Source organism: Actinoplanes sp. NPDC051388 (assembly GCF_055586225.1).
Genome location: NZ_JBVJIP010000016.1, coordinates 141852 through 167414, shown reverse-complemented (window position 1 = coordinate 167414; position 25563 = coordinate 141852). Strand labels below are relative to the sequence as shown.

23 protein-coding genes and 1 pseudogene are annotated in these 25563 nt (G+C 71.2%); 10 read left to right on the top strand and 14 right to left on the bottom strand.

All coding sequences use genetic code 11. The annotated features are described in order from the left end of the window. Positions 1 to 22: 22 nt before the first annotated feature. The 5 genes from ACZ6TI_RS34380 to ACZ6TI_RS34360 form a co-directional block, all read right to left on the bottom strand. Complete coding sequence (locus tag ACZ6TI_RS34380) at positions 23 to 1030, bottom strand: LacI family DNA-binding transcriptional regulator (protein WP_465349376.1); 1008 nt, start codon at positions 1028 to 1030, stop codon at positions 23 to 25. A 124-nt stretch (positions 1031 to 1154) separates the two neighbouring features. After that, positions 1155 to 2426, bottom strand: coding sequence for a DUF1996 domain-containing protein (locus ACZ6TI_RS34375; RefSeq protein ID WP_465349375.1), 1272 nt, complete (start codon positions 2424 to 2426; stop codon positions 1155 to 1157). Positions 2427 to 2506: 80 nt separating this feature from the next. Beyond that, complete coding sequence (locus ACZ6TI_RS34370) at positions 2507 to 4234, bottom strand: discoidin domain-containing protein (RefSeq protein WP_465349374.1); 1728 nt, start codon at positions 4232 to 4234, stop codon at positions 2507 to 2509. A gap of 296 nt (positions 4235 to 4530) precedes the next feature. Beyond that, positions 4531 to 5313, bottom strand: coding sequence for a MerR family transcriptional regulator (locus ACZ6TI_RS34365; RefSeq protein WP_465349373.1), 783 nt, complete (start codon positions 5311 to 5313; stop codon positions 4531 to 4533). Between the two features lie 20 nt (positions 5314 to 5333). Further along, on the bottom strand, positions 5334 to 6332 hold the full coding sequence (locus tag ACZ6TI_RS34360) for a suppressor of fused domain protein (protein ID WP_465349372.1): 999 nt from the start codon (positions 6330 to 6332) through the stop codon (positions 5334 to 5336). Positions 6333 to 6348: 16 nt separating this feature from the next. Between ACZ6TI_RS34360 and ACZ6TI_RS34355 the strand changes: the two genes are divergently transcribed. Further along, on the top strand, positions 6349 to 6717 hold the full coding sequence (locus ACZ6TI_RS34355) for a hypothetical protein (RefSeq protein WP_465349371.1): 369 nt from the start codon (positions 6349 to 6351) through the stop codon (positions 6715 to 6717). A 7-nt stretch (positions 6718 to 6724) separates the two neighbouring features. Here the strand turns inward: ACZ6TI_RS34355 and ACZ6TI_RS34350 are convergent, their stop codons facing one another. Continuing rightward, positions 6725 to 7318: a GNAT family N-acetyltransferase gene (locus ACZ6TI_RS34350; protein WP_465349370.1), complete on the bottom strand. Its 594-nt coding sequence runs from the start codon at positions 7316 to 7318 to the stop codon at positions 6725 to 6727. Between the two features lie 77 nt (positions 7319 to 7395). Here ACZ6TI_RS34350 and ACZ6TI_RS34345 point away from each other — a divergent pair, with 77 nt between their 5' ends. From ACZ6TI_RS34345 to ACZ6TI_RS34330, 4 genes and pseudogenes are all read left to right on the top strand, one after another. Then, positions 7396 to 8037, top strand: a complete 642-nt coding sequence (locus ACZ6TI_RS34345) for a class I SAM-dependent DNA methyltransferase (protein WP_465349369.1) — start codon at positions 7396 to 7398, stop codon at positions 8035 to 8037. An 85-nt stretch (positions 8038 to 8122) separates the two neighbouring features. Further along, on the top strand, positions 8123 to 11344 hold the full coding sequence (locus tag ACZ6TI_RS34340; protein WP_465349368.1) for a GH92 family glycosyl hydrolase: 3222 nt from the start codon (positions 8123 to 8125) through the stop codon (positions 11342 to 11344). Between the two features lie 37 nt (positions 11345 to 11381). Then, positions 11382 to 11798, top strand: a pseudogene (locus tag ACZ6TI_RS34335) (arylamine N-acetyltransferase family protein); the annotation flags it as partial. Between the two features lie 143 nt (positions 11799 to 11941). Continuing rightward, the gene (locus ACZ6TI_RS34330; protein WP_465349367.1) at positions 11942 to 12262 is read left to right on the top strand and encodes a hypothetical protein; all 321 of its coding nucleotides are present in this window, start codon (positions 11942 to 11944) and stop codon (positions 12260 to 12262) included. Here the strand turns inward: ACZ6TI_RS34330 and ACZ6TI_RS34325 are convergent. After that, entirely contained in the window at positions 12192 to 13145 is a 954-nt protein-coding gene (locus ACZ6TI_RS34325) for a TetR/AcrR family transcriptional regulator C-terminal domain-containing protein (protein ID WP_465349366.1), read from the bottom strand. The genes ACZ6TI_RS34330 and ACZ6TI_RS34325 overlap by 71 nt on opposite strands. An 89-nt stretch (positions 13146 to 13234) precedes the next feature. On the opposite strand from ACZ6TI_RS34325, the gene ACZ6TI_RS34320 reads away from it, so the two are divergent. Genes ACZ6TI_RS34320 through ACZ6TI_RS34305 form a run of 4 tightly spaced genes read left to right on the top strand, consistent with a single transcriptional unit; the run spans position 13235 to position 16553 of the window. Then, a complete protein-coding gene (locus ACZ6TI_RS34320) occupies positions 13235 to 13993 on the top strand; it encodes an ABC transporter ATP-binding protein (RefSeq protein WP_465349365.1) in 759 nt (252 codons plus the stop codon). Continuing rightward, entirely contained in the window at positions 13990 to 15303 is a 1314-nt protein-coding gene (locus ACZ6TI_RS34315; RefSeq protein ID WP_465349364.1) for an FtsX-like permease family protein, read from the top strand. The genes ACZ6TI_RS34320 and ACZ6TI_RS34315 overlap by 4 nt, the downstream gene beginning before the upstream one ends. Before the next feature lie 41 nt (positions 15304 to 15344). Next, on the top strand, positions 15345 to 15941 hold the full coding sequence (locus ACZ6TI_RS34310; protein ID WP_465349363.1) for an ion transporter: 597 nt from the start codon (positions 15345 to 15347) through the stop codon (positions 15939 to 15941). 48 nt (positions 15942 to 15989) lie between these two features. Next, positions 15990 to 16553 carry a hypothetical protein gene (locus ACZ6TI_RS34305; RefSeq protein ID WP_465349362.1) on the top strand — a complete coding sequence of 188 codons (564 nt, stop codon included), beginning with the start codon at positions 15990 to 15992 and terminating at the stop codon, positions 16551 to 16553. A 2-nt stretch (positions 16554 to 16555) separates the two neighbouring features. Here ACZ6TI_RS34305 and ACZ6TI_RS34300 read toward each other — a convergent pair whose 3' ends face one another. From ACZ6TI_RS34300 to ACZ6TI_RS34280, 5 genes are all read right to left on the bottom strand, one after another. Further along, the gene (locus ACZ6TI_RS34300; RefSeq protein ID WP_465349361.1) at positions 16556 to 16927 is read right to left on the bottom strand and encodes a VOC family protein; all 372 of its coding nucleotides are present in this window, start codon (positions 16925 to 16927) and stop codon (positions 16556 to 16558) included. Beyond that, positions 16927 to 17355 carry a PPOX class F420-dependent oxidoreductase gene (locus ACZ6TI_RS34295; protein ID WP_465349360.1) on the bottom strand — a complete coding sequence of 143 codons (429 nt, stop codon included), beginning with the start codon at positions 17353 to 17355 and terminating at the stop codon, positions 16927 to 16929. Before ACZ6TI_RS34295 ends, ACZ6TI_RS34300 begins: the two co-directional genes overlap by 1 nt. Before the next feature lie 60 nt (positions 17356 to 17415). Next, the gene (locus tag ACZ6TI_RS34290) at positions 17416 to 21630 is read right to left on the bottom strand and encodes a GH92 family glycosyl hydrolase (protein WP_465349359.1); all 4215 of its coding nucleotides are present in this window, start codon (positions 21628 to 21630) and stop codon (positions 17416 to 17418) included. A gap of 108 nt (positions 21631 to 21738) precedes the next feature. Continuing rightward, positions 21739 to 22404, bottom strand: a complete 666-nt coding sequence (locus ACZ6TI_RS34285; RefSeq protein WP_465349358.1) for a response regulator — start codon at positions 22402 to 22404, stop codon at positions 21739 to 21741. After that, the gene (locus tag ACZ6TI_RS34280; RefSeq protein WP_465349357.1) at positions 22401 to 23594 is read right to left on the bottom strand and encodes a sensor histidine kinase; all 1194 of its coding nucleotides are present in this window, start codon (positions 23592 to 23594) and stop codon (positions 22401 to 22403) included. The genes ACZ6TI_RS34285 and ACZ6TI_RS34280 overlap by 4 nt, the downstream gene beginning before the upstream one ends. 118 nt (positions 23595 to 23712) lie before the next feature. Between ACZ6TI_RS34280 and ACZ6TI_RS34275 the strand changes: the two genes are divergently transcribed. Continuing rightward, entirely contained in the window at positions 23713 to 24249 is a 537-nt protein-coding gene (locus tag ACZ6TI_RS34275) for a hypothetical protein (RefSeq protein WP_465349356.1), read from the top strand. Here ACZ6TI_RS34275 and ligD read toward each other — a convergent pair. After that, positions 24221 to 25201 carry a non-homologous end-joining DNA ligase gene (gene ligD, locus ACZ6TI_RS34270; RefSeq protein WP_465349355.1) on the bottom strand — a complete coding sequence of 327 codons (981 nt, stop codon included), beginning with the start codon at positions 25199 to 25201 and terminating at the stop codon, positions 24221 to 24223. The two genes, ACZ6TI_RS34275 and ligD, sit on opposite strands and share 29 nt — an antisense overlap. A gap of 2 nt (positions 25202 to 25203) precedes the next feature. Continuing rightward, positions 25204 to 25542: a hypothetical protein gene (locus tag ACZ6TI_RS34265; RefSeq protein ID WP_465349354.1), complete on the bottom strand. Its 339-nt coding sequence runs from the start codon at positions 25540 to 25542 to the stop codon at positions 25204 to 25206. Positions 25543 to 25563: the final 21 nt, after the last annotated feature.

Below are 25563 nucleotides of genomic sequence, written 5' to 3'. Positions count from 1 at the left end.
GCTCCAGCTATACCCCTAGACCCTAAGCGCTGTCGCGGATCACCAGGGTGGGCTGAAAGGTCACCGAGCGCGGCAGGCGGCCGGGCGCGGCGATCTGGGCGAGCAGCACCTCGGCCATCTCGGCGGCCATCTCCTCGACCGGCTGCCGGATGGTGGTGAGCAGCGGCCGGCAGTCGAGCGCCGCGCTGCTGTCGTCGAAGCCGACCACCGCCACGTCGTCCGGCACGCGGTGGCCCAGGTCCTGCACCGCGCGCAACGCGCCCTCGGACATCAGGTCGCTGGCCACGAACAGGCCGTCCACGTCCGGGTGGGCCTCGAGCAGCCGCCGCGCGCACTCCTCGCCGCCGGCCCGGGTGAAGTCGCCCTCCACCGACGGGACGTCGGCGAAGCCGCGGTTCGCCAGGTAGGACCGGAAGCCGTCGAGCCGGTCCAGCCCCGCCGGGATGTCCAGCGGCCCGCTTATCGTGGCCAGCCGCCGGCACCCCCGGGCCAGCAGGTGCTCGGCCGCCAGCCGGGCGCCCAGCCGCTGGTCCACGTCGACGAAGCTGGCCGCGATCGGCTGCGCCGGGCGGGCCGACACCACCGCGGGGATGCCCAGGTCGTGCACCTGCCGGGGGAGCGGGTCCTGCTCGTGGCTGCTGATCAGCAGCACCCCGTCGACGTGGCCCTGCTTCAGGTAGCGGATCACGTGATGATGGTCGCCGGAGTCGGTCGGGATGATCACCAGGTGCACGTCGTGCGGGCGCAGCGCGTCGGTCGCGCCGGCCGTGATGCGCCCGAAATAGGGGTCGGTGAACACCCGGTTGAGGAACGAGTCGTCGCCCGGGCGCTCGGGCTCCGAGATCACCAAGGCCACCGAGTTGGTGCGCCGGGTCACCAGGGTGCGGGCCGCGAGGTTGGGCACATATCCGGTGTCGGCGATGGCTCGCTCGACCATCTCGCGGATCTTGGCGTCCACGCTCGGCGCGCCGTTGATCACCCGGGACACGGTGGCCCGCGAAACCCCGGCCGCCTCCGCGACCTGGTCCATGGTGGGGTTGTGCCCACCGCGAGCGGGCCTCGGCGTCATGGCGTCTGTTATAGCACCGGCCCTGGTAGGGCCCGTTAGAGCGCTTCCGCCGGGGCCGCGGCGGGCCCCGGCGGAGGTGCTCATCTCACGGCCGGCCATTCGTGCCGCACTTGACGATGATCCGGATGCAGTCGTTGACCCGGCGGGCCATCTCGTCCACCGGCCAGGCGTTGAAGAAGTCGCCGTGCATCGTGTAGCCGGCCCCGGACGCCAGCCGGAAGTTGGCCGGGTTGCCGTTCACCGGGTAGCGCATGACCTGCCGCAGCTTCGGCACCACCACCGGGTGGCTGGCCGGGCAGGCGGCGTTGACCGGATAGGCCATGTGGCTCTTGTGGTCGGCCGAGTCCAGGTCGACGCCGTTCCAGCACTGCGGGAAGTCCAGGTACGACTCCAGCATCGTGCCGGCCGGGCAGGTGACGAAGTCGTGCGACGAGCCGACGTCGCCGGCGTGCAGGCAGGACCAGCGCGAGATGGTGTTGTCGCCCGGCCCGGTGGCGCGGGCGTTGCCGGCCACGATCCGCAACCCCAGGGGCAGCGGCTGGGTGGTGGCGATCAGGTCGTCCCGGACGCCCTCACCGAGGTAGTAGAAGATGCCGGTGACCGGCTCGACCGGCACGTTGTTGTTGTAGAACGTGGGAATCCAGTAGGACGACTTGTCGATCGACGGGTTGCAGTTGCTGTTCGCGTTGAGCAGGTCGTTCACCGTCGTGTGCGCGTTGGTCACCACGCTGCCGAAGAAGCTGTGCATGTGCGACGCGCCGGGCATGTTCGGGAACACGATCGGGTCGTCCGGCAGCCGGTGGCTGTAGGGGCAGTCGGCCAGGAACTCGGCCACCCGCACGGCGCCCGGCGGGATGGTCGGCGGCGGGGTGCTGCCACCGCCGCTGCCGTACACCTCGAACTCCTTGAGCGAGACACCCCACTGGGTGGCGCGGACGGTAGTCTCCACCCGCACGTACCGGCCGGTGCCGTTGACCGCGAGGGTCTGCCGGCCGCCGGGGCCGTTGGTGATCGTGCTGAGCGTGGTCCAGGCGCTGCCGTTGGCGGACGCCTTGACGGTGAAGTTGCGGGCGAAGGCCGCCTCCCAGTCGAGCACGACCGAGCTGATCGTGGCGCTGCCGCCCAGGTCGACCTGCAGCCATTGCGGGTCGCTGAACGCGCTGGACCAGCGGGTGCCCTGGTTGCCGTCGACCGCGGCGGAGGCCGGGAAAGCGGCGGACTCGGTGGAGGAGGCGGTGGCCGGGCGGTTGAGCGAGAGCAGGCCGTCGGCGGCGCTGGCGCTGGTGGCGGTGACGATCAGGCCGGCGCCGACCAGTGCGGCGGCCGCGGCCGCGAACCATCTTCTTCTTGAAGCCATGGGGAGAGCTCCCTTTGAAAGTGGGGACGCCGGAGCGGGGATGGGGGCCCCGCTCCGGCGTTACTGCCGAGCCGGTCAGGTCACTGGTAGACGCGGACGTAGTCGACCAGCATCTGTGACGGGAACGGCGTGGTGGCGTCGATGGGGCCGGGGAAGTCCCCGCCGACGGCCAGGTTGAGGATCACGTAGAACGGGTGGTCGTAGATCCATGGGCCGCGGGTGTCCTCGACGGTGGCCTTGCTGGCGTTGAAGACCAGCTGGTTGTCGAGGAAGAACCGGATGCCCTTGCTGTCCCACTCGGCCGCGTACACGTGGTAGGCCAGCGACAGGTCCGCCGAGGCGGTGTTCTTCTGGCCGTATCCGCCGCCGCCGTTGTAGGCCGGAGCGTGCAGCGTCGTGTACATCTCGTTGGTGTTGCGGCCGAGGACCTCCATGATGTCGATCTCGCCGTTGTAGGGCCACGGGCGGCCCTGCAGGAAGTCGGCGCCCATCATCCAGAACGCCGGCCACAGCCCGTTGCCCTTGGGCACCTTGACGCGGGCCTCGACCCGGCCGTACTGCGCGTGGAACTTGTTGCCGGTGTTCATCCGCGCCGAGGTGTACTGCCGGCCCTGGTAGTCCTGCCGGCGGGCCTCGATGACCAGGCTGCCCTGGCCGTTCATCTGCGCGTTCTCGCTGTTCGGCGTGTAGTACTGGATTTCGCCGTTCTGCGGCACGCCCGGGTCGTAGGTCCACTTCGCCGTGCTCGGCTTGGTGCCGGCCGGGTCGTTGAACTCGTCCTGGAAGACCAGGCGGGTGGCCGGGAAGATCGGGTCGGCCGGTTGCGCCGGCGGGGCCTGCGGAGCGCCGCCGGTGCCGTAGATGCTGAACTCCCACAGCGAGTAGCCGTAGGCGCTGGCCCGGGCGGTGCCGTACATCCGGACGTAGCGGCCGGTGCCGGTGGCGTTGATGACGTCCTTGAGCCCGTTGCCGGTGGTGGTGGAGAAGATCGGCGTCCAGTTGTTGCCGTCACCGGACACCTGGATCTGGTACGCGGTCGCGTACGCCGGGTCCCACTGCAGCACCACCTGGCTGATCTGCGCGGTGGCGCCCAGGTCGACCGAGATCCAGCCCGGGTCCACCCAGCCGTTGGTGGAGCTGGTCGCCCACCGGCTGGCCGGGTCGGCGTCGAACGCCTTGTCCGGGGTGCAGGGGTTGCAGTTCACGTCGTTCTGCGAGGTGGAGGCCTGAGCCGGCTTGTTGTACGACAGCAGCCGGGTGCCGCCGGTCGGTGGGTCGGTGGGCGGATCGCTCGGCGGCGTGGTGCCACCGGAGAACACCTGGAACTCCCAGAACGAGTAGCCGTAGATCTCCAGCGCCCGCTGGGTCAGGTTGATCCGCACGTAGCGGGCGGTGCCGGACACCGGGATGCTCTGCTGGCCGCCGGCGCCGGTGGTGGTCGAGTACGCCTGCGTGTAGCTCGATCCGTTGGTGGAGAACTGGATGGTGAAGGCCCGCGCGTACGCGCCCTCCCAGTTGATCGCGATCCGGCTGACCGAGGTGGCCGTGCCGAGGTCGACCTGGAACCACTGGGTGGCGGCGAACGCGCTGGACCAGCGGGTGCCGGTGTTGCCGTCGACCGCGGCGGCGGCCGGGGTGCCCGCCCACTCGACCGACGATGCGGTGACCGGCTTGCCCTGGGACACCACCACCTCGGCGGCGGAGGCGGCGGTCGAGGTCACGGCCACGTAGGTCGCGAGAAGGCCGAGCAGTGCGGCGCCGAGCACGGCGACACGCTTGCGGCTTCGTCTGAAGACGCCAGACGTCATGGGATCTCCTTGCGGGGAATCAAGGTGACGGATGGGGATGGGGATGTGACAGAGCGGTTACGGGGATGTAAGAAAGCGCTCTTTGAAAGCACACTCTGAACCCGTGTTTCACGCGTGTCAATGCCTGGTGAACGCTCGGGAAGCGCTTTCTCGCGCGTGCCCGAACGGGCAAACGGGGCATCGATCATCGTTGTTGCAGGTGAGCCGCTCGACGTGGGGCGGAGGGCGGGCGGCGGCGTCCACGGTTCCGGAACCGCCACCGGTGGCCTTCCCCCCCGGCCGCCGCGCCGGCGCCGTCAGTCGCGGCTGTGCAACTCCACGACCGGCGCCTGGAGCGTCACGCTGCCGCCGGCCTCCAGCAGCTGCCGGTAGACGCCGGTGGTGCGGAGCGCGTACTCCTCCAGGGCGGCGTCCAGGGTGATCCAGGCGTCACCGATGTCCGGCTTTTCGGCGTAGCGGACCGCGGCGCCTCGTGCCGCGCCGGCGACCACGATGGTCTCCAGCCCTTTCCCGGGCGGGGACCCGATCACGCCGGCCGTCACGATGATCGCATCGCCGTCGGTGGTGCCGTCGTAGGTGAGAACGATGTCCCGGGCCTGCGGCAGGCGCTCACGCAGGGCGGCCATCAGTCGGCCGGCGGCCTCGCCGATCTCGGACTCGTCCGTCACGGTTTCCTGCAGGCCCGCGAGCTCGAGCGCGGGCAGCGCGGAAAGTTCGAGAGTCTTCATGATGATGTGGTGTCCCTCCTCGATGGATCGCAGGCGCGTCCGCACCTCTTCCAGACGTGCCGAGGCGTCGGTGATCTGCTGGGACAGTTCCGCCGCGCGGGCTTCGAGCAGCTCGACGAGACGCTGCTCGGTCAATCCCGAGGCGAGGAGGTCACCGATGGCGTCCAGTCCGAAATCGACGGCCCGCAAGGCGGCGATCGCCCGTACCCGGCCCGTTTGCTGGGGCGCGTAGCGGCGATGACCGGTCCACGGATCGACCTCGGCCGGAACCAGCAGCCCGACCTCTTCCCAATGCCGCAGCATCCGGCGGGACACTCCCGTCCGATGCGCGAACTCACCGATGCTCAACATGTCCCGACCACCGGACCCCTTCACACGGTGTCAACTGCAACCTCGACGATCAGGCCGGTTCCCGGAACCGGGCGGGTACCGGGCCGCAGGGCATCGGGCAGCGCGGTGAACGCCGCCTCCGGCAGATCAACCTCGAGCACACCGTCGCCCGGCTGCCGGGCGGCGAAGACTTCGGCGGGGCGCAGCAGCATCCGCACGTCGCCGCCGTCGAGCCACAGTTCGCGCCCGTGCGGCAGCCGGTCGCGCACCGCCTGCGCCACCATCGGCGTGGTGATGGCCTTGAACCGCAGACGAACCACGTCCTCGTCGGCGGCGGCCCAGCCGAAGCCGGCCACCATGAGCAGTCCGGTCGAGGAGCCGTCGCGGGTCCGTCCAGCCTCGATCGCGGCGCGCACGGCCGGGTCGTCGGTGATCGGCGGGCGGTCCAGGTCGGTGATCAGCAGCGGCTGCCGCTCGGCGAGCAGGCCTAGCACCCCGTCGGTGTCCCACTGCCGCACGGCCGCGTACTCATCGCCGGTCAGCCCGACCACCTGCAGAAACCGCACCTGGCCGTGCGGGGTGCCGATGCTGCCCAGCTCAGGATCCTCGGCGAAGGCCAGCGCGGTCATCGCGGTCGGGTGATCCTGCCGGATCGGGCCGTTGGCGTTCATGTGATGGCCGGGCTCGAACCAGTTGCCGCTGGAGAACACATAGCGCGCGAGGTTCTGCAGCAGGTTCGCCGCCCACATCGGAGGCGCGGTGTCGCCGGCGGCACGAGCCGGGCGGAAGGTGAACTCGAAGCCCCAGCCCGACTCATCGGCATTCGAGGTCTCCTTGGCGTAGAGCTCGCTCATGCCGTAGCCGACGATGTGCCAGTGCGGCGCCGGCTCGTCCCGCGGATAGAAGCTGACCCCGTCGAGCGGGTCCGGGCCGCCCAGAGCGAACCGGTGCAGCGTGCCGAAGTGCTGCGGCTCGACGGCGGGATAGAGCTCGGCGAGGCGCGCGTCGATGGCGTCCCACCCCGGGGCGTCAGAGGTCATGGCAGCATCTTTCCCTGTGACGCTGAACGTCTACGTCTTTCACCTCGATGCGAGCGGCGGAGTGGTCGTGCTCGACACCCCGGCGGAGGTCTCCGATCTGGCGGGCTTCGAGAGATATCGGGAGCTGGTCTGGGGCTCCGACGCCGTCCGGCAGTTGGGCGCCCGGTTCTTCCCGCAGTTGAACGGCGGCAATCTCTTCGTCTTTCCGGAGGAGCTGGCGGAGTTTCGCCGGGAGTGCGCGCTGCTCCGCGCGAATCTCGACGTGATAGCGCCGCCGGACGAGGCCGGCCGCTCGCGGGGCGACACGGTGGCGGAGCGTCTGGACAACATCGAGGCCGCCGCTGACCGGGCCGAGAGCCTCGGCGGCGGTGTGCTGATCTGGTAGTCCGTCGTCAGCCGGGGCTCTCGTCCGCGCGGATGCGGGCGTGCAGGTGCATGTCGTGCCGGCCGTCGGAGTGCACGGCTTCGCTGCGTTTGGTGCCTTCCAGCAGGAAGCCGGACTTGAGCGCGACGCGGCAGGACGCCTGGTTGCGGGTCGAGTGGCTGAGCTGCAGGCGGTGGAATCCGGCGGTGCCGAAGGCCCACGCGCTGACCGCGCGCAGCGCGCGAGGAGCCACCTCGGCTCCCCGCGCCGCCGGAAGCACCCAGTAGGCGCACCCCGCGACGCCGTCGTCCAGGTTCATGCCGCCGATCGCGATGCGGCCCAGCACTTCGCCGCCGCTGGTCACCGCCCAGTGCGCGCCGGTCTCGTGGGCCCAGTCCCGGCGGTAGCGTTCGAACCACTCGAGAACCGCTTCCTCGGACCCGGGCTGTCGCGTGTGCCAGTGCCGGATCGCCGGATCCTGGTAGGCGCTCAGGAACACCGGCGCGTCGACCGGCTCCCAGGGCCGCAGGAGCAGGCCGCCGGAGGCGGTGATCAGTGGTTGCGGGCCGGCGGAGAGCACCCCGCCCGCGATGGCGGCCGGCGTCGAAAGGCTTGACCTCACGGTTCATCCTCCCCGAGCACCGAGCGTCCCTGTCAAGTCGCGACACGCGCCGCGGCGGCCGGTGCGAGGATGCGGCGGTGACAGAAACCGGTGTGCGGCTCGCCTACGACACGGTGGCCGAGAACTACGCGTCCCACTTCCCGGACACCGCGGCCGAGGCGCCGGACGACCTCGCGATGATCGACGCGTTCGCGGCGGCGGTGACGGCCGGGGACGATCGCCGGGTGCTCGACGCCGGCTGCGGGACCGGCCGGATCAGCCGCTACCTGGCCGGCCGCGACTGTCTGATGGCGGGCATCGACCTGTCGCCGAGCATGGTCGCCGTGGCCCGCCGCGAACAGCCCGGCGTGACCTTCGCCGTGGGCTCGCTGACCGAGCTGCCCTTTCCGGACCGGCACTTCCCCGGCGTCCTGCTCTGGTATTCGATCATCCACACGCCGCCCGCAGGCCAGGCGTGCATCTTCGACGAGGCGGTCCGGGTGCTCGCGCCGGGTGGTCATCTGCTGGTCGGATTCCAGGCCGGCGAGGGCGTCCGCGACGTCGCCCCGGCCTACCGCCGGTTCGGCCAGGAGATCGAGCTCGAGCGTCATCTCTACCCGCCGGACCAGGTCGCCGCCGAGCTCACCACCCGCGGGCTGGACGTGCTCCGCCGGATGGTGCGCCCGGCACGCGAGAACGAGCGCGACGATCACGCGGCGCTGTTGGCCAGGTCCGCCTGAGCGGGTCGTTCTCCATTGACATCGGTCGCTGGCTGGTGACAACGTTGTCACGAGAAGATGACGTTGTTCACCCGGAGGTTCGCCGATGATCCGCCGCTCGCTGGTGGTCGCCCTGTTGCTGCCGTTCGCGCTCGCCACCCATCCCGGCGCGGCCGGCGCCGCGGAGCCGGAATCGGTGGATCTCGTCCATCCGTTCGTGGGCACGCAGAACTTCGGCAACACCTTCCCCGGCGCCGCGGCGCCGTTCGGCATGGTGCAGGTCAGCCCGGACACCGGTGGCCAGGGCGGATACGACTACACCCAGGACGCGATCTACGGCTTCAGCCAGACGCATCTCTCCGGGGTCGGCTGCGGGGTGGCCGGCGAGCTGCCGATCATGCCCACCACGGGCGCGGTCAGCAGCACCGACCACAACGCGTACAAGTCGGCCTTCAGCCACGACGACGAGGACGCCGAGCCGGGCTACTACCGGGTCGGGCTGTCCCGCTACGGCATCGGCGCCGAGCTGACCGCGACCGCGCGCACCGGCTGGCAGCGTTACTCGTTCCCCGCGACGAACGCGGCGAACGTCCTGTTCAACACCGGCAAGGCGAACCAGAACGTGTTCGGCTCGGAGATCCACGTGGTCGGTGACCGCACGGTCGAGGGCCGGGTCAACGCCGGGAACTTCTGCGCCGGGCAGGACAACCACACCGTCTATTTCACGGCGAGCTTCGACCGGCCGTTCGCGGCGTTCGGCACCTGGCGCGGCTCCGACATCACCGCGGGCAGCCGGGATGCGGCCGGTTCGGGCGGCAACGGCGCCTACGTCACCTTCGACGCCGCCGCGGATCGCGACGTCGTGGTCAAGGTCGGTCTGTCCTACACCGGCCCGGAGGGCGCGCGGAAGAACCTCGCCGCGGAGACCGCGGACGGCTACGACTTCGACCGGGTGCGTGCCGCACTGCGCGCCCAGTGGGTGGACGAGCTCGACCGGATCAAGATCGACGGGGGTACGCCCGAGCGCCGCAGCGCGTTCTACACCGCCCTCTACCACTCCCTGCTGCACCCCAACCTGGCCGGCGACGTGGACGGCGCCTACGTCGGCTTCGACCGCCAGGTGCACGTGGCACAGGGCTACACGCCCTACCAGAACCTCTCGTTGTGGGACACCTACCGTCCGCAGAACCAGTTGCTCGAACTGCTCGCTCCGGACGTCGCCCGGAACGTGGCGCTGTCCGTGGTCGCGATCGGGCGGGACGGCGGCTGGCTGCCGCGCTGGGCGCTGGCGAACAGCGAGACCAACATCATGACCGGTGACCCGGTCACCCCGTTCCTGGTCGAGGCCTGGTCGAAGGGGCTGCTGGCCGGGCACGAGGAGGAGGCGTACGCGCTGCTGCGGGCGAACGCCACGTCGCAGCCGCCGGCCGGCTCGCCGTACAACGGGCGGACCGGGCAGGACTACTACGCGGACCGCGGCTACATCCCGTCCGGGCTGCGGCTGGGCACCGACTGCGTGGCCAAGGGCGGCGACAACGACTGCGACCACCCGGCCTCCGCGACACTCGAATACGCGGCCGCCGACGCCTCGCTCGCGCTGATGGCCCAGGGACTCGGCAAGACCGCGGACGCGGCGCTCTTCGCCGGGCGCGGCCAGTGGTACCGCAACCTGTGGGACCGCGGCACCAAGCAGTTCCGTCCGCGGACCGTGGACGGCACCTGGCTGACGCCGTACGACCCGGTGGCCGCGGCCGAGCAGTTCCACGAGGGCGGCGCCTATCAGTATCAGTGGCTGGTGCCGCAGGACCCGGCCGGCCTGGTCAAGCTGATGGGCGGGCGGAAGAAGACCGAGCAGCGGCTGGACGACTTCTTCGTCTACGACAAGCTGCTCACCGACCCCGCCCGCACCGCCCGCGAGGACTGGATCGCGGCGCCCTACGACTACTACGCCAAACCGACCTACAACCCGAACAACGAGCCCGACCTGCTGGCGCCCTACCTGTATCACTGGGCCGGCGACCCGGCGAAGGCGGCGACCGTGGTGCGCGCCGCGATGACCCTCTTCACCACCGGCCCGGACGGCATGACCGGCAACGACGACCTGGGCACGATGAGCGCCTGGTACGTGTTCTCCTCGCTCGGCCTCTATCCGACGATGAGCGGCGCGAACTTCCTCGCCGTGTCCAGCCCGCAGTTCCCCGGCGCGACCGTGCGGACGCCGGGCGGCGGCACCCTGCGGATCACCGCGCCCGGCGCGACCGACGAGAACCGCTACATCCAGCGGGTCTCGCTGAACGGCACCAACCTCTCGAAGAACTGGGTGAGCTGGTCGGACGTGGCCGGCGGCGGGACGCTGTCGCACACCGTGGGCGCCACGCCGTCGTCCTGGGGGACCGGCGTGAACGCCGAGCCGCCGTCGGTGAACCAGGCGCCGCAGGATCCGCGCCGGCACGTGGACGCGTCGCTGCGGCCGGCCTCCGCCGCGCTGCCGCCGGGCGGCTCGACCGTGTTCACGGTGGACGTGGTGGCCCAGTCGCCGACCTCGATCCGGCCCACGCTGTCGGCGACCGGGCCGGCCGGGTGGACGGTCGCGGTCAAGCCGCGGCAGCTGCCCTATCTCACTTCGAATCATCTGCCCACCTCGCAGTCGGCGACGGTCACGGTCACCGCGCCGGCCGGGGCGGCGGACGGGGCGTACCCGATCGAGGTGACCGTGGGGGGTGCGAACACCGTGACCCGCACCGCGACGGTGACGGTCCGCCCGGCCCTGGAATGTGCGACGGCCGCGGCCGGCGCCTGCGCGGTCGATCTGACCGCCGAGCTGAGCAAGGACGGCACCGCGACGGTGGCCGCGCCGGGCGAGGGCGACTTCGACGGCGGCGGCTGGAGCTACGACGCCGACCTGCTGCCCGCGGCCGGGCCGGTGACCTGGAACGGCGTCACCTACCAGGCGCCGGATCCGACCGGCACGGCGAAGAACTTCCTGCCCGCCACCGGCCAGTCCCTGCTGCTGCCCACCGGTGACCACGGCTCGCTCGCGCTGGTGGCCACCACGCACAACGGCCCGGTGACCGGCGCGATCACCATCGGCTACGCGGACGGCACCACCGAGGCCAGGGCGGTCACGGTGGCCGACTGGTGCAACCCGCTGCCGGGCGGCACCACGCTGCTCGCCATGCCGCACCGGATCAAGGCGGGCCAGGGCGTGGACGGCCCGCCGGTGAACCTCTTCGGCGTCACCCTGCCGCTGACCGCGGGCAAGCAGATCCGCTCGATCACCCTGCCGAACGACCCACGCCTGCACCTCTACGCGATGACGCTCGACTAGGGCGCAACTGACGGAGCAGCCCTGGCTGATCCGTCAAATGCGCCCTAGCGATACTTGCCGGATGACCATCGACGTGGCCGGCTATCTGCGGCGCCTCGGTTTCGACCCGGAGGCGCCGCGGAGGCCGAGCGTGGCCGAGCTGCACGCGTTGCATCGGGCGCACGCCGAGCGGGTGCCCTATGAGTGCCTGGAGATCTGGCTCGGCCGTCCGACCACCGTGGAGCCGGCCGAGTCGGTCGAGCGCATCCTGCGCGGCCGCGGCGGCTACTGCTACCACTTGAACGGCGCGTTCTCGGAGCTCCTGCGTGCGCTCGGCTATCGGGTGACCCGGCACGTCGGCGGCGTGCAGGGCGGCGCGGCCCAACCGCCCGGCGCCACCGGCAACCACCTGGTGCTCACCGTCTCGGGACTGCCCTCCGAGGCGGCGCCCGACGGCCACTGGCTCGTCGATCTCGGCACCGGCGACGGCCTGCACGAGCCGCTGCCGTTGACGGCCGGCGAGCATCGGCAGGGCCCGTTCCGTTATCTGCTGTGGCCGTCCGAGGCCGAGCCCGGCGGCTGGCGGTTCGACCACGACCCGCGCGGCTCGTCCTCGGCATGGACTTCCGGGCCGAGGCCACCGGCATGTCCGCCTTCGCCGACCAGCACCGGCACCTCTCCACCTCGCCGGAGTCCGGCTTCGTGCGGGTGGCCACCGTGCAGCGCCGCGACGCCGGCGGCGCCGACATTCTGCGCGGGCTGGTGCTCACCCGGGTCGGGGACACCGCGGCCGAGGCGCGCGTCCTGGCGGAGCGCAACGACTACTTCGCCGTGCTGGGCGACGTCTTCGGCCTCACCCTCGCGGACGTCACACCGGCCGAGCGCGCGGCGCTCTGGGACCGCGTGGCCGCGGCCCACCAGCAGTGGGCCGACCGCTGACCGTGCCGCCCAGCAGTGGCTCCAGGCCGTCGAGGAGGCGTTGCAGGCCGAACTCGAGCAGCGTGTCCAGGCCGAAGGCGCGGTCGTCGCTGCCGATGAAGCGGGCCATCATCGGCAGCTTCCCGGTGCCCAGCACGGCGATGAACCGGTCCTGCTGGCGCTGCATCCACTCCACATCGGTGATGCCGGTCTCCTGCTCGGCCTGCGCCTCCTCCTCGAGGTTGACCGCCGTGCCGCGCACGTAGTTGGCGACCGTCACCGCCGCCCAGAACTGGGTGTTGGGGTCGAGGCCGCGCTTGTCGATGGCCCGCATCGTCCATTCGGTGTGCGCCATCGCGTTCGGCGCCAGCAGCGGCCGGGTGAACGAGACCGCCTGGGCGAGCCAGGTGTGCCGGCGGTACATCGCCCACTGCAGCCGGGCGAGCGCCTCGACGCAGGCCCGCCAGCCGTCCGTCTCGGGGGAGAGGTCCGGCGGTGGCGGGTTCTCCGCCATCACCCGGTCCATCATCAGCAGCACGAGCTCTTCCTTGTCGGCCACCCGGCGATAGAGCGACATCGTCGGGATGCCCAGTTCGCCGGCCAGCCGCCGCATGGACAGGCCGGCCAGCCCTTCCGCGTCGGCGATGGTGACGGCGGCGCGCACCACCCGGTCGCGGTCCGGGGCAGTGCCGACCGGCCCGGCGTCGGCGACCACCGTGCCGACCCCGGGCACCGCCCGCACCAGGCCGCGATGGCGCAGCTCGGCGAGGGCCTTCGTCGCCGTCGCCATCGCGACGCCGTAGTGCGCGGTGATCTGCCGGGTGGACATGACGCGGGCGCCGGGCGCCAGCTCACCCGAGGCGATCCGGGCGGCGATCTCCGAGGCGATCTCGTGCGAGGCCATGCACTAGTGCACCACACCGGTGCACTAGCCCGCCAATCGGGGTGGTAGCACTACTTCACCCCGCAATAGTGCACCAATACGGTGTACGCATGACTGACGCGGTACGCATCGAAGCGCTCTACAAGACCTACGACGACACGGTGACCGCCCTCGACGGCATCACCACCACGTTCGCCGCCGGCAGCTTCACGGCGGTGATGGGCCCGTCCGGCTCCGGCAAGAGCACGCTGCTGCAGTGCGTGGCGGGACTCGACCGGCCCAGCGCCGGCCGGGTGTTCATCGACGGCACCGAGCTGACCGCCACGAAGGACACCGCGATGACGAAGTTCCGCCGCCGACGGGTCGGTTTCGTCTTCCAGGACTACAACCTGCTGCCGTCGCTGACCGTGGAGCAGAACGTGCTGCTGCCACTGCGCCTGGCCGGCCGGCGCGCCGATCGCGGGCGCTGCCAGGCCGTTCTGGAGCAGCTCGGGCTCGGCGACCGGCGGCACGACCTGCCGGAACGGCTCTCCGGCGGGCAGCGGCAGCGGGTGGCGGTGGCCCGGGCGCTGGTGACCGAACCGGCCGTCATCTTCGCCGACGAGCCGACCGGCGCGCTGGACATGCGCAGCGCCCGCGAGGTGCTCGGCCTGCTGCGCGCGGTGGTGCACGAGCACGGCGGCACGGTCGTGATGGTCACCCACGATCCGGTCGCGGCGGCGTACGCCGACTCGGTGCTCTTCCTCGCCGACGGCCGCCTGGCCGGCTCGCTGAGCGCGCCCACCGCGGACGCCGTCGCCGAGCGCCTCGCCCACCTGGGCGACCTGGGCGATCTGGGCGCCGCGCTCCAGAGCGGAGTCCCGGCATGATCGCCGTCGCCCTGCGCAATCTGCGGCACCGCCCCGGCGGCTTCGTCGCGACCTTCCTCTCCGCCTTCCTCGGCGCGACGCTGCTGATGGCCTTCGCGTCCCTGCTGGACACCGCGGCCGGCGCCGACCCGGCGAGCGCCGAATCGCTGAGCACCACCGCCGCGGTCGGCGGCGGATGGTGCCTGGTCATCGTGGCGTTCGCCGTCACCTCGACGCTCAGCCTGGCGGTGCGCCAGCGCGCCGAGCAGGTGGCCCTGCTGCGCCGGATCGGCGCGACCGGGCCGCAACTGCGCCGGATGATCGTCGGCGAGGCGGTCGTGGTCGCGTTCGTCGCGTCGGCGGTGGCCGTGCCGTTCGGGATGCTGCTCGGCGGCGTGCTGCTCGACCTGATGCGCGACACCGGTCAGGTGGCGGGTTCGGTGGCAGGCGTGTTCGGGCCGGTCGCGCTGGGCGTCGGCTTCGGTGTCACGCTGCTCGGATCGATCGCCGCGGGCATGGCGACCGCCCGGCGTACCTCGCGTGGCGACCGGCCGGCCCGGCCGCGGGCCCGGCGGATCGCCGCGGTGGTGTTCCTGCTGATCGGCGCGAACTGCGCGGTGCTGACCGCGACCCTGATGGACGGCAAGGGCATCGACGCCATGCAGACCGCCGGCCAGGCCGGCATCTGGGCGTCGATCGGCTTCGCCCTGCTCGCGCCGGAACTGCTGCGGCTGGTCGCCGCGATCCTGAGTGGACCGGTACGCGCGCTCGGCCGCGCCCCCGGCGACCTGGCCCTGCTCGGCGTGCGCACCCGGGCCCGCCGGATGGCCGGTGCGGTGATGCCGGTCGTGCTGTTCACCGGCATCGCCACCGGCACGGTCTACATGCAGGGCATCGAGGACCGGGCGTCCGAGGGCCGGATCCAGCCGGAGTACGCGCAGGACATCCAGACCCTGAACTACGTGGTCGTCGGCATGATCACGCTGTTCGTCGCGGTGATGCTGGTGAACACCCTGATCGCGGCCACCGTGCACCGGCGCCGGGAGTTCGCCCAGCACCGTCTGGCCGGCGCCACCCGCGGCCAGCTGACCGTGCTGGTCGCGCTGGAGGGTCTGCTGGTGACGGTCACCGGCGTGCTCGGCGGCGCGCTCGCCTCGCTGTTCACCATCCTGCCGTTCGGCTCGGCCCGGGCCGGCCGGGTCTGGCCGGACGCGACGCCGGTCGCCTTCGCGGTGGTCGTGGCGATCGCCGTCACGCTCACCGCGGCGGCCATGATCGGCACCGCCCGCCGGGCGATCCGCGGCCCGGCCATCGCGGCGGTGCGAGCCTGACGGCGCCCGCGGCGCGGCTCCGTGATCCGTAATCTGTCGGGATGTCTCATGCGGATATGGCCCGATGGTGTTCGCGGATCGCGGAGTCGCGCGCGTTCGAGGTGCTCATCGTCATCGTGATCGGCGCGAACGCGGTGCTGCTGTGCGTCGAGACCTATCCGCATCCGGAGTCGATCGTGCCGATGCTGCACGGGCTCGAGTGGTCGTTCCGGGTGGTGTTCGTCGCCGAGATCCTGATCCGGATCCTCGCGCACGGGCGCCGGCCGCAGGACTTCTTCAAGCACGGCTGGAACGTCTTCGACTTCGTCGTGATCGCCGCGGTGTTCCTGCCCGGGCTGCACGGCGACACCGCCGCCCTGCGGGTGATCCGGATCGCCCGGGTGGTGCGGCTGGTCCGCTTCTCGCCCGGCCTGCGCACCATCGTCACCGCGCTGCTGAACATCCTGATCGCGGTCATCGTGAACTCGATGGAGGAGGCGCGCCGGCTGGAGATGACCGAGGCGATCGGCACCGACGACGACGGCGACGGGGTGCCGGACGAGATCGACCGGATCATGATCAGCCAGCGCCTGGACGACCTCCGCTCGACGATCGCGGAGCTGGAACGAGAACTGAAGGTCGACCGGGTCAAACCTTGAGAACCGCCGATAGAGTGGCCCTCGAGTGTGTCCTATGAGGAGGACGAGATGCGCGGTCGCACGTCGGGTCTCGTTTGCCTGCTGGTGCTCCTGCTGTCCGGCTGCAGTGTCGGCGTCGGATACGAGCGCGAGGAGCCGGACTATTCGCAGTTGCTGCCGCTGGCCGAGGCGGACTGCATCTCGCAGACCGGCGGGAGCTGGCACCGGGTGGACTGTGCCGCACCCGACGCCGAGGCGAAGGTGACCAAGGTCAGCCAGGCGCAGGGCAACCAGCGGTTCACCGCGCGGCCCGACTGTCCGCCACAGACGGATCTGGCGCTGGCGCAGCCGGGCTCGTCGTCACTGGGTTACATCTGCGCCCGCAACATCGACCCGCCGCACCCGGGCGACCCGGGCATGGGCGGCGGCACCGTGGACGTCGGCGACTGTGTGCACGCCGAGGGCGAGACCCTCGACGAGGTGCCGTGCGACGGCTCAGGCGACACCCCGCAGTTCAAGATCAGCCAAATCGCCCGGACACCGTGCCCGGCGGGCACGACGTCCTTCTCGCTGGGCGCCACCGACTTGTCCGGCACTCCCGAGGGCGGCTTCGCCTGCGCGACGAAGGTCTAGTTTTAGTCCTTGAGCAGACAGAACTCGTTGCCCTCGGGATCCTGCAGCGTGGTCCAGCCGGGGAACTCGGCGACCACCTCGGCGCCGAGCCCGACCAGCCGCGCGAGGTCGTCGTCGCGCAGGTCCAGGTGGAGGCGGTTCTTGACGGTCTTGGGCTCGGGCACCCGGACGAAGAAGAAGCGCGGCCCGCCCCCGGGCCCCTCCACCAGCACGGTCGGGTCGTCCTCGGGGTCGTTGATGCCCCGCTCGCGGAGCCGGGCCAGCTCCGCCTCGTCATAGGGCGCGACCGCGTAGCCGTCCAGGATCGCCGCCCAGAAGCGGGCCAGCGAGGCCGGATGCGCGCAGTCCACCACGATGTCGCCGATGCGGGCCATCAGGGCTCCATGAACCAGCCGTAGACGCGCTCGACGTCCAGTCGCAGCACGACCCGGCCGTCCGCGACCATCGCGCGGCGGTAGTCCGCCCAGTCCGGATGCTCCTCCTCGCGGACCAGCCGGTAGACCTCGATCAGCTCCTCGACCGTGGCGTCCTTCTCGTCCGCGCTGGGCGGGGAGAACGACGCGATCGCCTCGGCCACCGCGTAGCCGCTGCCGCGGGTGGCCTTGACGTGCAGGCTGGCCCGCGGATCGCGGCGCAGGTTGTGCGCCTTGGCCAGGGTGGCGCGGGTGGAGATGCGGATGATCCTGGTCGCCGGGTCCGCGTAGTAGTTCACGTCGGAGAGCTGCGGCCGGCCGTCCTGCTTGATCGTCGCCAGCGTGCCGTCGTGCGAGGCGGTGATCAGGTCCCACAGTTCCGTTGCCATGGTCGTAACACTAGAAGGGGCCGCGCCTTTCGGCACGGCCCCTTCTCGCCTGTCGTTACCTCACAGCTTGGCGCACTGTCCCTGCGCGCCGCCGTTCACCCGGTTGGGCAGGCCGTTGTCGTCCGGCGCCGGGTCGTTGCCCGAGCAGGTCAGGCTCCCGGTGATCTTGCTGGCCGAGACGACCGTGGCGGTGTGGTTGCGGCGCAGCACGACCTCGCCGCGCACGGTGGAGTTCTCCAGCCCCACCGGGCCCGAGTCGACCACCTTCACCGCCCCGGTGACCGTGGTGTTCAGCAGCGACACCGTGCCGGCGTTGTTGGCCGTCACGTCGCCCCGGATCGTCGCGCCGTTGGCATAGAGCGAGGCGCCGTTGCGCACCGTGATCGAACCGGTGACCGTGGCCCCGGCGGTCAGGCAGGTGACGCCGGAGGTCACCGTGAAGCCGCCGGTCACCCGGTCGCCGATCGTCGTGGTGCAGGTCGCCGGCGCCTTCCCGAGCAGTTCGATCTCGGCCAGCGCCGCGGTGCCGCCGGTCACCTCGAGCCGGTAGTAGGCGTACCGGCCGGGGTGCGCGACCTTGAACGGCCGGGTCTGCAACCGCCAGTCGAAGGTCTGGTCGGTGCGCTCGTCGAGCGTGGTCCACGTGGTCCCGTCGTAGGAGCCGCGCAGTCGCCACGCCGACGGGTCGCCGGCCGTCGCGTTAGAGGTGAGGGTGTAGAACGTCGCCTGCTCGCCGCCGCTGGCGAACTGATACTGGAACGCGTTGCCGGCCAGCGGGGCCCGGGTGGCCGAGGTGTCGTCCACCAGGATCGGCTCGGAGGCGGTGCCCTTGCCCGGCCCGGTGAGGTCGCGCAGCGGGCTGGCCACCTGCGTGCCCGCGGTCAGCGAGGGCGGCGGCGAGTCGGCCCCCCAGGACGACGGCTGCGGGCCCATCTCGAAGTCCAGCGTCGCCCCATCCGCGAGAAGAGAATGCGGCAGCGAGGTGGATCCATAAGGCTGGCCGTCGACGCGAAGCGACTGCACGTAGACGTTCGAAGCCGAATTGGCCGGCGCGTTGACGACGATCTTCTTGCCGTTCTCCAGGTTCACCGTGGCCTTGGTGAACAGCGGCGAGCCGATCGCGTAGGCCGGGCTGCCCATCTGCAGCGGGTAGAAGCCCAGCGCGCTGAACACCTGCCAGGCGCTCATCTCGCCGTTGTCCTCGTCGCCCGGGTAGCCCTGCCCGATCTCGCTGCCCAGATAGAGCCGGGACAGCGCCTCGCGCACCAGCTTCTGCGCCTTGTGCGGCTGACCCGCGTAGTCGTACATGTAGATGATGTGGTGCGACGGCTGGTTGCTGTGGCCGTACTGGCCCATCCGGACGTCGCGCGCCTCGAGCATCTCGTGGATGACCGTGCTGTAGGAGCCGCGCTTGGTGGCCGTCTCCGGGGTGGCGAAGAAGGTGTCCAGCTTGGTCGCCAGGCCCGCCTTGCCGCCGTAGAGGTTGGCCAGGCCCTGCCCGTCCTGCGGCACGTGGAAGGCCATGTTCCAGCCGTCCGTCTCGGTGTAGTCGAAGCCCCACACCTCCGGGTCGTACTGCTGCGGGCCGAGCCGCCAGCCACCGGCCGAGTTCCTACCCTGGAAGAAACCAACTGCTGGGTCGAACATGTTGACGTAGTTCTGCGCCCGGTTCTTGAAGTACTCGGCCTCCTCGTCGTGACCCAGCGCGGCCGCCATGTTCGCGATGCCGAAGTCGTTGATGTAGCCGTCCATCGCCCAGGACATCGCCTCGCCGGTCACGTCGCTCGGCGTGTAGCCCTTGAAGACCGAGGTGGCCATGCCCTTGCGCCCGACGTTGTTGTTGGGCGGGTTCACGGTGGCGTTCTTCAGCGCGGCCCGGTAGGCCGCCTCCTTGTCGAAATCGACACCCTTCAGGTACGCGTCCGCGAACGCGACGTCCGAACTGGTGCCCACCATCAGGTCGGCGTAGCCCGGCGCCGACCAGCGCGAGATCCAGCCGCCGTCCTTGTACTGCTGGACGAACCCGTCGACCATCTCACCGGCCTTCGTCGGCTCGAACAGCGAGTACGCCGGCCAGGTCGTGCGATAGGTGTCCCAGAAGCCGTTGTTCACGTACACCTTGCCGTCCACCACCGGCGCGCCGGTCTCGGTCGGCGTGCTCGGCGGCGTGGTGGTCGACGACTGCACCGCGTGCTTCCAGACCGGCTCGGCGGCGGTGCCGGTGTTCTCGTGCGCCGAGTTCGGATAGAGGAACAGCCGGTACAGGTTCGAGTAGAGCGTGGTGAGCTGGTCCTCGGACGCGCCCTCCACCTCGACGATGTGCATCTTGGCATCCCACAGCGCGCGGGCCGCCGCGGCCACCGAGGCGACCGTGTCGTCGCCGGTCAGCTCCAGGTCCAGGTTCTTCTTCGCCTGGGCCACGCTGAGCAGCGACGTCGCGATGCGCATCGTCACGGTCTTGTCGGTGCCGGTGTCGAACTTCAGATAGCCGGTGGACGGCCGGTTGCCGCCGGGCAGCATGCCGCTCGCGGTGACCGGGGCGTCGACGGTGCCGTAGACGAACATCCGGGTGACGCCGGCCGAGCCGCCGCCGCTGTTCACATCGGACCAGCCGGAGAACGCGCCGTTCGCCGCGTCGATGGTCAGGCCGGCGTTGCCGTCGACGTTGTCCAGGATCAGGTTCGAGCTGTCGCCGGTGAAGGTGAAGTCGAAGATCGCGGCGTGGTCGGTCGGCGCGTACTCGGTCTTCATCCCGTTGTCGAACGTGACGCCGTAGTGGTAGGGCTTCGCCACCTCGTTCTCGTGGCCGAAGGCGAGCGCCCGGGCCGCCCGGTTCGCGTCCGGCGTGCCGGCCGCGGCGGACGGCATCACCTGGAAGGTCTGCCGGTCACCCATCCACGGGCTGGGCTCGTGGCTGGCCGAGAACGCCTCGATCGCCGGCCGGTTGTTCGCGTTGTTGTCGCGGTGGTACTCGTACAGCCAGCGGGTGGTGCCGGCGTCGGTCACCGGGGTCCAGAAGTTGAAGCCGTGCGGCACCGCGGTGGCCGGGAAGTTGTTGCCCCGCGAGTAGTCGCCGGACGACTGCGTGCCGCGCCGGGTGTCGGCGTAGTCGGACAGGTGCTCGCGCGGCCCGGCCGGCGCCACCGCCCGCAGCTCGATGTCGTCGAACCAGGCCCGGAACCGGGTGGGGCCGGCCGGCTTGTCGTAACCGATCAGCACCCGGTCGATGGTCTTGCCCTCGGCGACGCCGCCGATCCGCGCGATCCGCTTGTTCCACTGCGAGGTGTAGAGCGTCTGCGCGGCGCCCTGGGCGGCCGGGCTGACCCGGGTGCCGTGCTGGTCGACGGCGTTCAGCTCGGACAGATAGGTGCCGTCGGTGAAAGCCAGGTCGACCGCCGTGTAGGTCGCCGGGTTGCCGAGGTCGTCCTTGTTGAACTCGGGGAACACCAGATACGACAGTTCCGTGTCGGCGGTCACTTCAACATCGACATCAAAAACCTTGTTGTACGAGTACGCGCGCCCCGCCGCGGTGTGCCGCCCGGCGATCTGGAACGCCCGCAGCCCGCTGTAGCCCACGCCCGCCTTGGCCGTCGGCGAGCTGGTCGGGCCGGCGCCGATGTGGCTGATCATGTTCGCCGGGGGCTCCGAGGTGGTGCCGTCGTTGAGCTCCCAGTCGGCGAGCTGGGTCAGGGTCCCGGACTCGTGGCCGGTGATGTTCAGCCGGTAGACGGAGAAGGCGCCCGGGTTCGCGATCTGATAGGTGTTCGTCACGAACCGGTCGCTGAACGTCTCGCCGGCGCGGGAGTCCACGGTGGTCCAGGTGCTGCCGTCCGTCGAGCCCAACAGCTGCCAGTCCCGCGGGTCCCGCTCGGGCGCGTCGTTGGCCGACGTCATCGTGTAGCTGATCGCGGTGGCCGGGGCGTCGAGCGTGTATTGCGCCCAGCTCGTCGGCGTGTCCACCAGCCACTTCGTCTGGGAGTCGCCGTCGTTGAGGTTGGTCACGCCCTCGCTCGAGTTCGGCTGGGCGTTCGCCGCGATCGCGATCACGCTGTCCCGCAGGCTGCCCGGCGGGCCGGAGCGCACCGGGCCGGCCACGCCGCTCGCCCGCGGCCCGTCCGGCCCCGAGTCGACCGTGTCGGTCCAGGTGGGCTGCGGGTCGCCCGTCTCGAAGGACGACGCGAAGGACGGGTCTGCTGCGCGTGCCGGGCTTCCGATGGCCATGGATCCCATCAAAGCAAGTGGCAGCAGGGCGACAGCCCAGCGAGGCCGATGCATGCAGTCTCCTCGATCAGGGTTTGGGGGCGGGCGTTAACACACCCGACACATCCTGACCGTCATGACCATCGATGCACAAGGTTTGCTGACAACCTGATGACATCGATGTCAGTCGCGTCCCACCAGGCCGTCCTCGAAGGCGACGATGACCAGCTGCACCCGGTCCCGGACGCCCAGCTTGGCGATCGCCCGGGTGATGTGGGTCTTCGCGGTGAGCGGGCTGATCACCAGCTCGCGGGCGATGTCTTCATTCGACAGGCCGGTCGCAACCAGCCGCACCACCTCGCGCTCGCGCGGCGTCAGCGGGGCCAGCCGGTCGCCGCCAGGGGCCGGCGCGACGGCCGGCCGGTGCGCGAACTGGGTGATCACCCGTCGGGTGACGCTGGGGGAGAGCAGCGCCTCGCCGGCCGCCACCACGCGCACCGCGTGCCGCAGGCCCTCCGGGTCGATCTCCTTGGTGAGGAAGCCGCTGGCGCCGGCGGCGAGCGCGGCGAACACGTACTCGTCGGTCTCGAAGGTGGTCAGGATGATCACCCGGCAGTCACGCAGGCCCGGGTCGGCGACGATCAGCCGGGTCGCCTCGATGCCGTCCAGTCCGGGCATCCGGATGTCCATCAGCACCACGTCCGGCCGCGCCGACCGGGCGGTCCGCACCGCCTCGTCGCCGGTCGACGCCTCACCGACGATCGAGATGCCGCGGTCGCGCTTGAGCAGGCTGCGGAAGCCGGCCCGGACCAGCTGCTGATCGTCGGCGAGCAGGACGGTGACGGTCATCGGCGGCCGGTCACCGGGATCATCGCGCGGACCAGGAAACCGGCCTGGCCACCGCCCGCGGTCAGCGCGCCGCCCAGCGCGGCCACCCGCTCGCGCATGCCCGCAATGCCGTGCCCGTCGGTGCCCGGCTCGCCGCCGACGCCGTCGTCCAGCACCTCGACGGTGACCTGCGAGTCCTCGTAGCGCAGCAGCACGTCGACCCGGCTCGCGCCGGCGTGCCGCACGGCGTTGGTCAGCGACTCCTGCACCACCCGATAGATCGCGGTGGCCACCGGCGCCGGCACCCGGGCGCGGTCGCCGGTCTCGCGCACCGCCACCGTCAGCCCGGCGCCGCGCACCTGCTCGGCCAGCCGGTCCAGTCCGTGCAGCTCGCCGGCCGGCTCGCCGCGCTCCGGGCCGGCGCCGTCGCGCAGCACGTCGATCAGCGCCTTGAGGTCGGTCATCGCCCGGCCGCGCACCTCCTGGGCCAGCCGCACCGCGTCCTTCGCCTCGTCCGGGTCGGAGTCGAACGCGTCCAGCGCCACGTTGAGGTGCACACCCACCACGGCGAGCGTGTGTGCGATGACGTCGTGCAGGTCACGGGCGATCCCGACGCGCTCCTCCGCGCGGCGGCGCTGGGCGTCGAGCTCGCGCTCGTGCTCGTCCCGAGCCATCCGGACGGTCACCTCGGCCCGCCAGCGCAGCGTGTTGCGGTAGGCGTGCGCGACCGCCAGCACCAGCGCGATCCAGAGTGCCTCGCCGCCGACGTGGGTCAGCGACCAGGTCAGGCTGTGGTCGAGGTCGACGAAGGTGTCCCACTGGAAGCCGTAGAGCAGGGCGACGGCGGCCGTGATGATCGCGGTGCGCAGTCGGCCGGCCAGCACCAGGGCGGCGAACGCGGCGCTCGCCGGCCAGGCCCAGCCGGAGGCGATCAGGTCGGCGCCGCGCCACCCGGCCACCACCGCGACCGACGCGATCAGGACGGCCAATGGCCACCGGCGCAACAGCAGGGTCAGGCCGGCCAGGGCTAGGGCGAACGGCCCGATCATGACTATTTGGACGATGCCGTCGGTCAGCGCGAGGCCGAACGGAACGCCGATCGCGGTCAGCGCCGCGGCGGCCCAGAGGACAGTGCGGTCGAGGGTCGCGCCGGGGCGCATGACGATGGCGGTCATCGGGCTCACCTCCGGCGGGCGGAATGATTTTCGCATGCCGCCGACGCTAGGGACGGCCCTCGCCCGGCACGTCGTCCCGCGGCTGTCACCTGCGGCTACTCCATCGACGTACCGACTGCACCAGATGGCGTAGGCCGCGGTTAGAGTGACGGCCGTGACCGCTGCCGAAATGCTGGCCGCCTCGGGCCGGTTCGCGATCCGTCCCGGCCTGTCCGACGCCGAGCTGGACGCGATCGAGGCCGAGTTCGGGTTCTCCTTCGCCGACGACCACCGCGCCTTCCTGGCCGCCGGGCTGCCGTTCGGCCGCGGCTGGGTGGACTGGCGCGACGGCGACCGCGGCCAGCTGCGCGAGCGGCTGGCCTGGCCGGTCGAGGGCGTGCTCTTCGACGTGGCTCGCGACGAGTTCTGGTATGACGGCTGGGGCCCGCGCCCCGCCGACCCGGAGACCGCGCTGGCCGCCGCCAAGGCCGGACTGCTCACCGCGCCCCGGATGGTGCCGATCTATTCGCACCGCTACCTGCCCGCGGGCCGGGGTTCGAGCGGGCACCCGGTGCTGTCGATGTATCAGACCGACATCAGCTGCCAGGGCGCCGACCTGGAGGACTTCCTGTCCCGCGAGTTCGGCGTCGGTCCGGGCGGCGCCGCGGACGCCCGGCCCACGGTCAGCTTCTGGAGTCTCCTGACTCGTTAGCCTTTTCCGCCGCCCGCTTGCGGCGCTTGCCCTCGTGCATGGCGGCCACCCGGGCGATCGGGATGGTGTGGCCCTCGGCGACCAGGTCCGGATCGAGGCGCTGCGGTCCGGGCAGCGCTTCCGCCCACGGGTCACCACTCTCGCCGAGCAGCGCGGGCGCCGTGCGTACCGTGAAGTCGGAGGGTTTGATCTTGTCGAGATCGGCCCACGCGACCGGGAAGGACACCGGTGCGCCCGGACGCACCCGGGGGCTGTAGGCCGCCACCACGGTCGCGCCGCCGGCCCGCGTCGAATCGAGGAACACCTTGCCGTGCCGGTCCTCGCGGATGAACGCGGTGGTCGCCAGCTCGGGGTCGAGACGCTCGGCGCGGGCCGCGATCGCCCGGGTCGCGGCGGCCACGTCAGCGGGATCGGCGTCGGCCTCCAACGGCACGAAGATGTGCACGCCCTTGGAGCCGCTGGTCTTCACGGCGCCACCCATGCCGATCTCGTCGAGCACCCGCCGCACCAGCCGCGCCGCGCCCACCACCAGCGAGAAGTCGCCACCCTCCGGCGGGTCGAGATCCATGATCAGGTGGGTCGGGTGATGCTCGCCGGCGAGCATCAGCGCGGGGTGGTATTCGATCGCGCGCTGGTTGCCGAACCACAACAGGGTTTTCCAGTCGTTGCACAGCGCATAGGTCACCTGCCGGTGTGAGGCCTCGGCCCACACCTCGGTGCGCGGCACCCACTCCGGCGTGTATTTCGGCAGGTTCTTCTGCATGAAGGAGTCCTGGCCGCGCAGCACCCGGATGACCGACAGCGGCCGATCCCTGAGCACCGGCAGCATCCGGTCGCGGACCGCCGCCAGATAATCGATCAGGTCGCGCTTGGTCACCCCGGCGTCCGGGAAGACCTCCTGATCGAGGTTGCTCAGCGAGACCCCGTCGCGTTCTTCCTTTTGCGCCGCCACGATCAGCCCACCAGCCCCGCGATGCCCAGAGCGGGCAGCACCATGGCGAGCGTGATCACCACGTAGAGCCCGCCGAGCCAGACATAACCGTGCCGGGTCGCGATCACCGCCGCCACGAACGGCAGCACCACCGCGATCAGCGCGGCCAGATAACGCTCGCCGCCGGCGCTGCCGGTCAGCCCCCAGCCGACCAGCAGCGCGAGCGAGACGAGCCAGAGCAGCGTGACCGCCGTGACCCGCAGCGCCACCTCGGTGCGCCGGGCCACCTCGCGGCCGTCCTCGAGCTTGGCCAGGGCCACGCGCAGCGCAAACCCGGACTGCTGATCGTCCACGGTCGTCACCAGGCAACCCTAAGGGCTCGG

Bases quoted from the DNA above. Each gene is read 5' to 3' on its own strand.
- ACZ6TI_RS34380 (WP_465349376.1), bottom strand. From the start codon at position 1,030: ATGGACCAGGTCGCGGAGGCGGCCGGGGTTTCGCGGGCCACCGTGTCC.
- ACZ6TI_RS34375 (WP_465349375.1), bottom strand. From the start codon at position 2,426: ATGGCTTCAAGAAGAAGATGGTTCGCGGCCGCGGCCGCCGCACTGGTC.
- ACZ6TI_RS34370 (WP_465349374.1), bottom strand. From the start codon at position 4,234: ATGACGTCTGGCGTCTTCAGACGAAGCCGCAAGCGTGTCGCCGTGCTC.
- ACZ6TI_RS34365 (WP_465349373.1), bottom strand. From the start codon at position 5,313: ATGTTGAGCATCGGTGAGTTCGCGCATCGGACGGGAGTGTCCCGCCGG.
- ACZ6TI_RS34360 (WP_465349372.1), bottom strand. From the start codon at position 6,332: ATGACCTCTGACGCCCCGGGGTGGGACGCCATCGACGCGCGCCTCGCC.
- ACZ6TI_RS34340 (WP_465349368.1), top strand. From the start codon at position 8,123: ATGATCCGCCGCTCGCTGGTGGTCGCCCTGTTGCTGCCGTTCGCGCTC.
- ACZ6TI_RS34330 (WP_465349367.1), top strand. From the start codon at position 11,942: ATGGACTTCCGGGCCGAGGCCACCGGCATGTCCGCCTTCGCCGACCAG.
- ACZ6TI_RS34325 (WP_465349366.1), bottom strand. From the start codon at position 13,145: ATGGCCTCGCACGAGATCGCCTCGGAGATCGCCGCCCGGATCGCCTCG.
- ACZ6TI_RS34320 (WP_465349365.1), top strand. From the start codon at position 13,235: ATGACTGACGCGGTACGCATCGAAGCGCTCTACAAGACCTACGACGAC.
- ACZ6TI_RS34315 (WP_465349364.1), top strand. From the start codon at position 13,990: ATGATCGCCGTCGCCCTGCGCAATCTGCGGCACCGCCCCGGCGGCTTC.
- ACZ6TI_RS34310 (WP_465349363.1), top strand. From the start codon at position 15,345: ATGTCTCATGCGGATATGGCCCGATGGTGTTCGCGGATCGCGGAGTCG.
- ACZ6TI_RS34305 (WP_465349362.1), top strand. From the start codon at position 15,990: ATGCGCGGTCGCACGTCGGGTCTCGTTTGCCTGCTGGTGCTCCTGCTG.
- ACZ6TI_RS34300 (WP_465349361.1), bottom strand. From the start codon at position 16,927: ATGGCCCGCATCGGCGACATCGTGGTGGACTGCGCGCATCCGGCCTCG.
- ACZ6TI_RS34295 (WP_465349360.1), bottom strand. From the start codon at position 17,355: ATGGCAACGGAACTGTGGGACCTGATCACCGCCTCGCACGACGGCACG.
- ACZ6TI_RS34290 (WP_465349359.1), bottom strand. From the start codon at position 21,630: ATGCATCGGCCTCGCTGGGCTGTCGCCCTGCTGCCACTTGCTTTGATG.
- ACZ6TI_RS34285 (WP_465349358.1), bottom strand. From the start codon at position 22,404: ATGACCGTCACCGTCCTGCTCGCCGACGATCAGCAGCTGGTCCGGGCC.
- ACZ6TI_RS34280 (WP_465349357.1), bottom strand. From the start codon at position 23,594: ATGCGAAAATCATTCCGCCCGCCGGAGGTGAGCCCGATGACCGCCATC.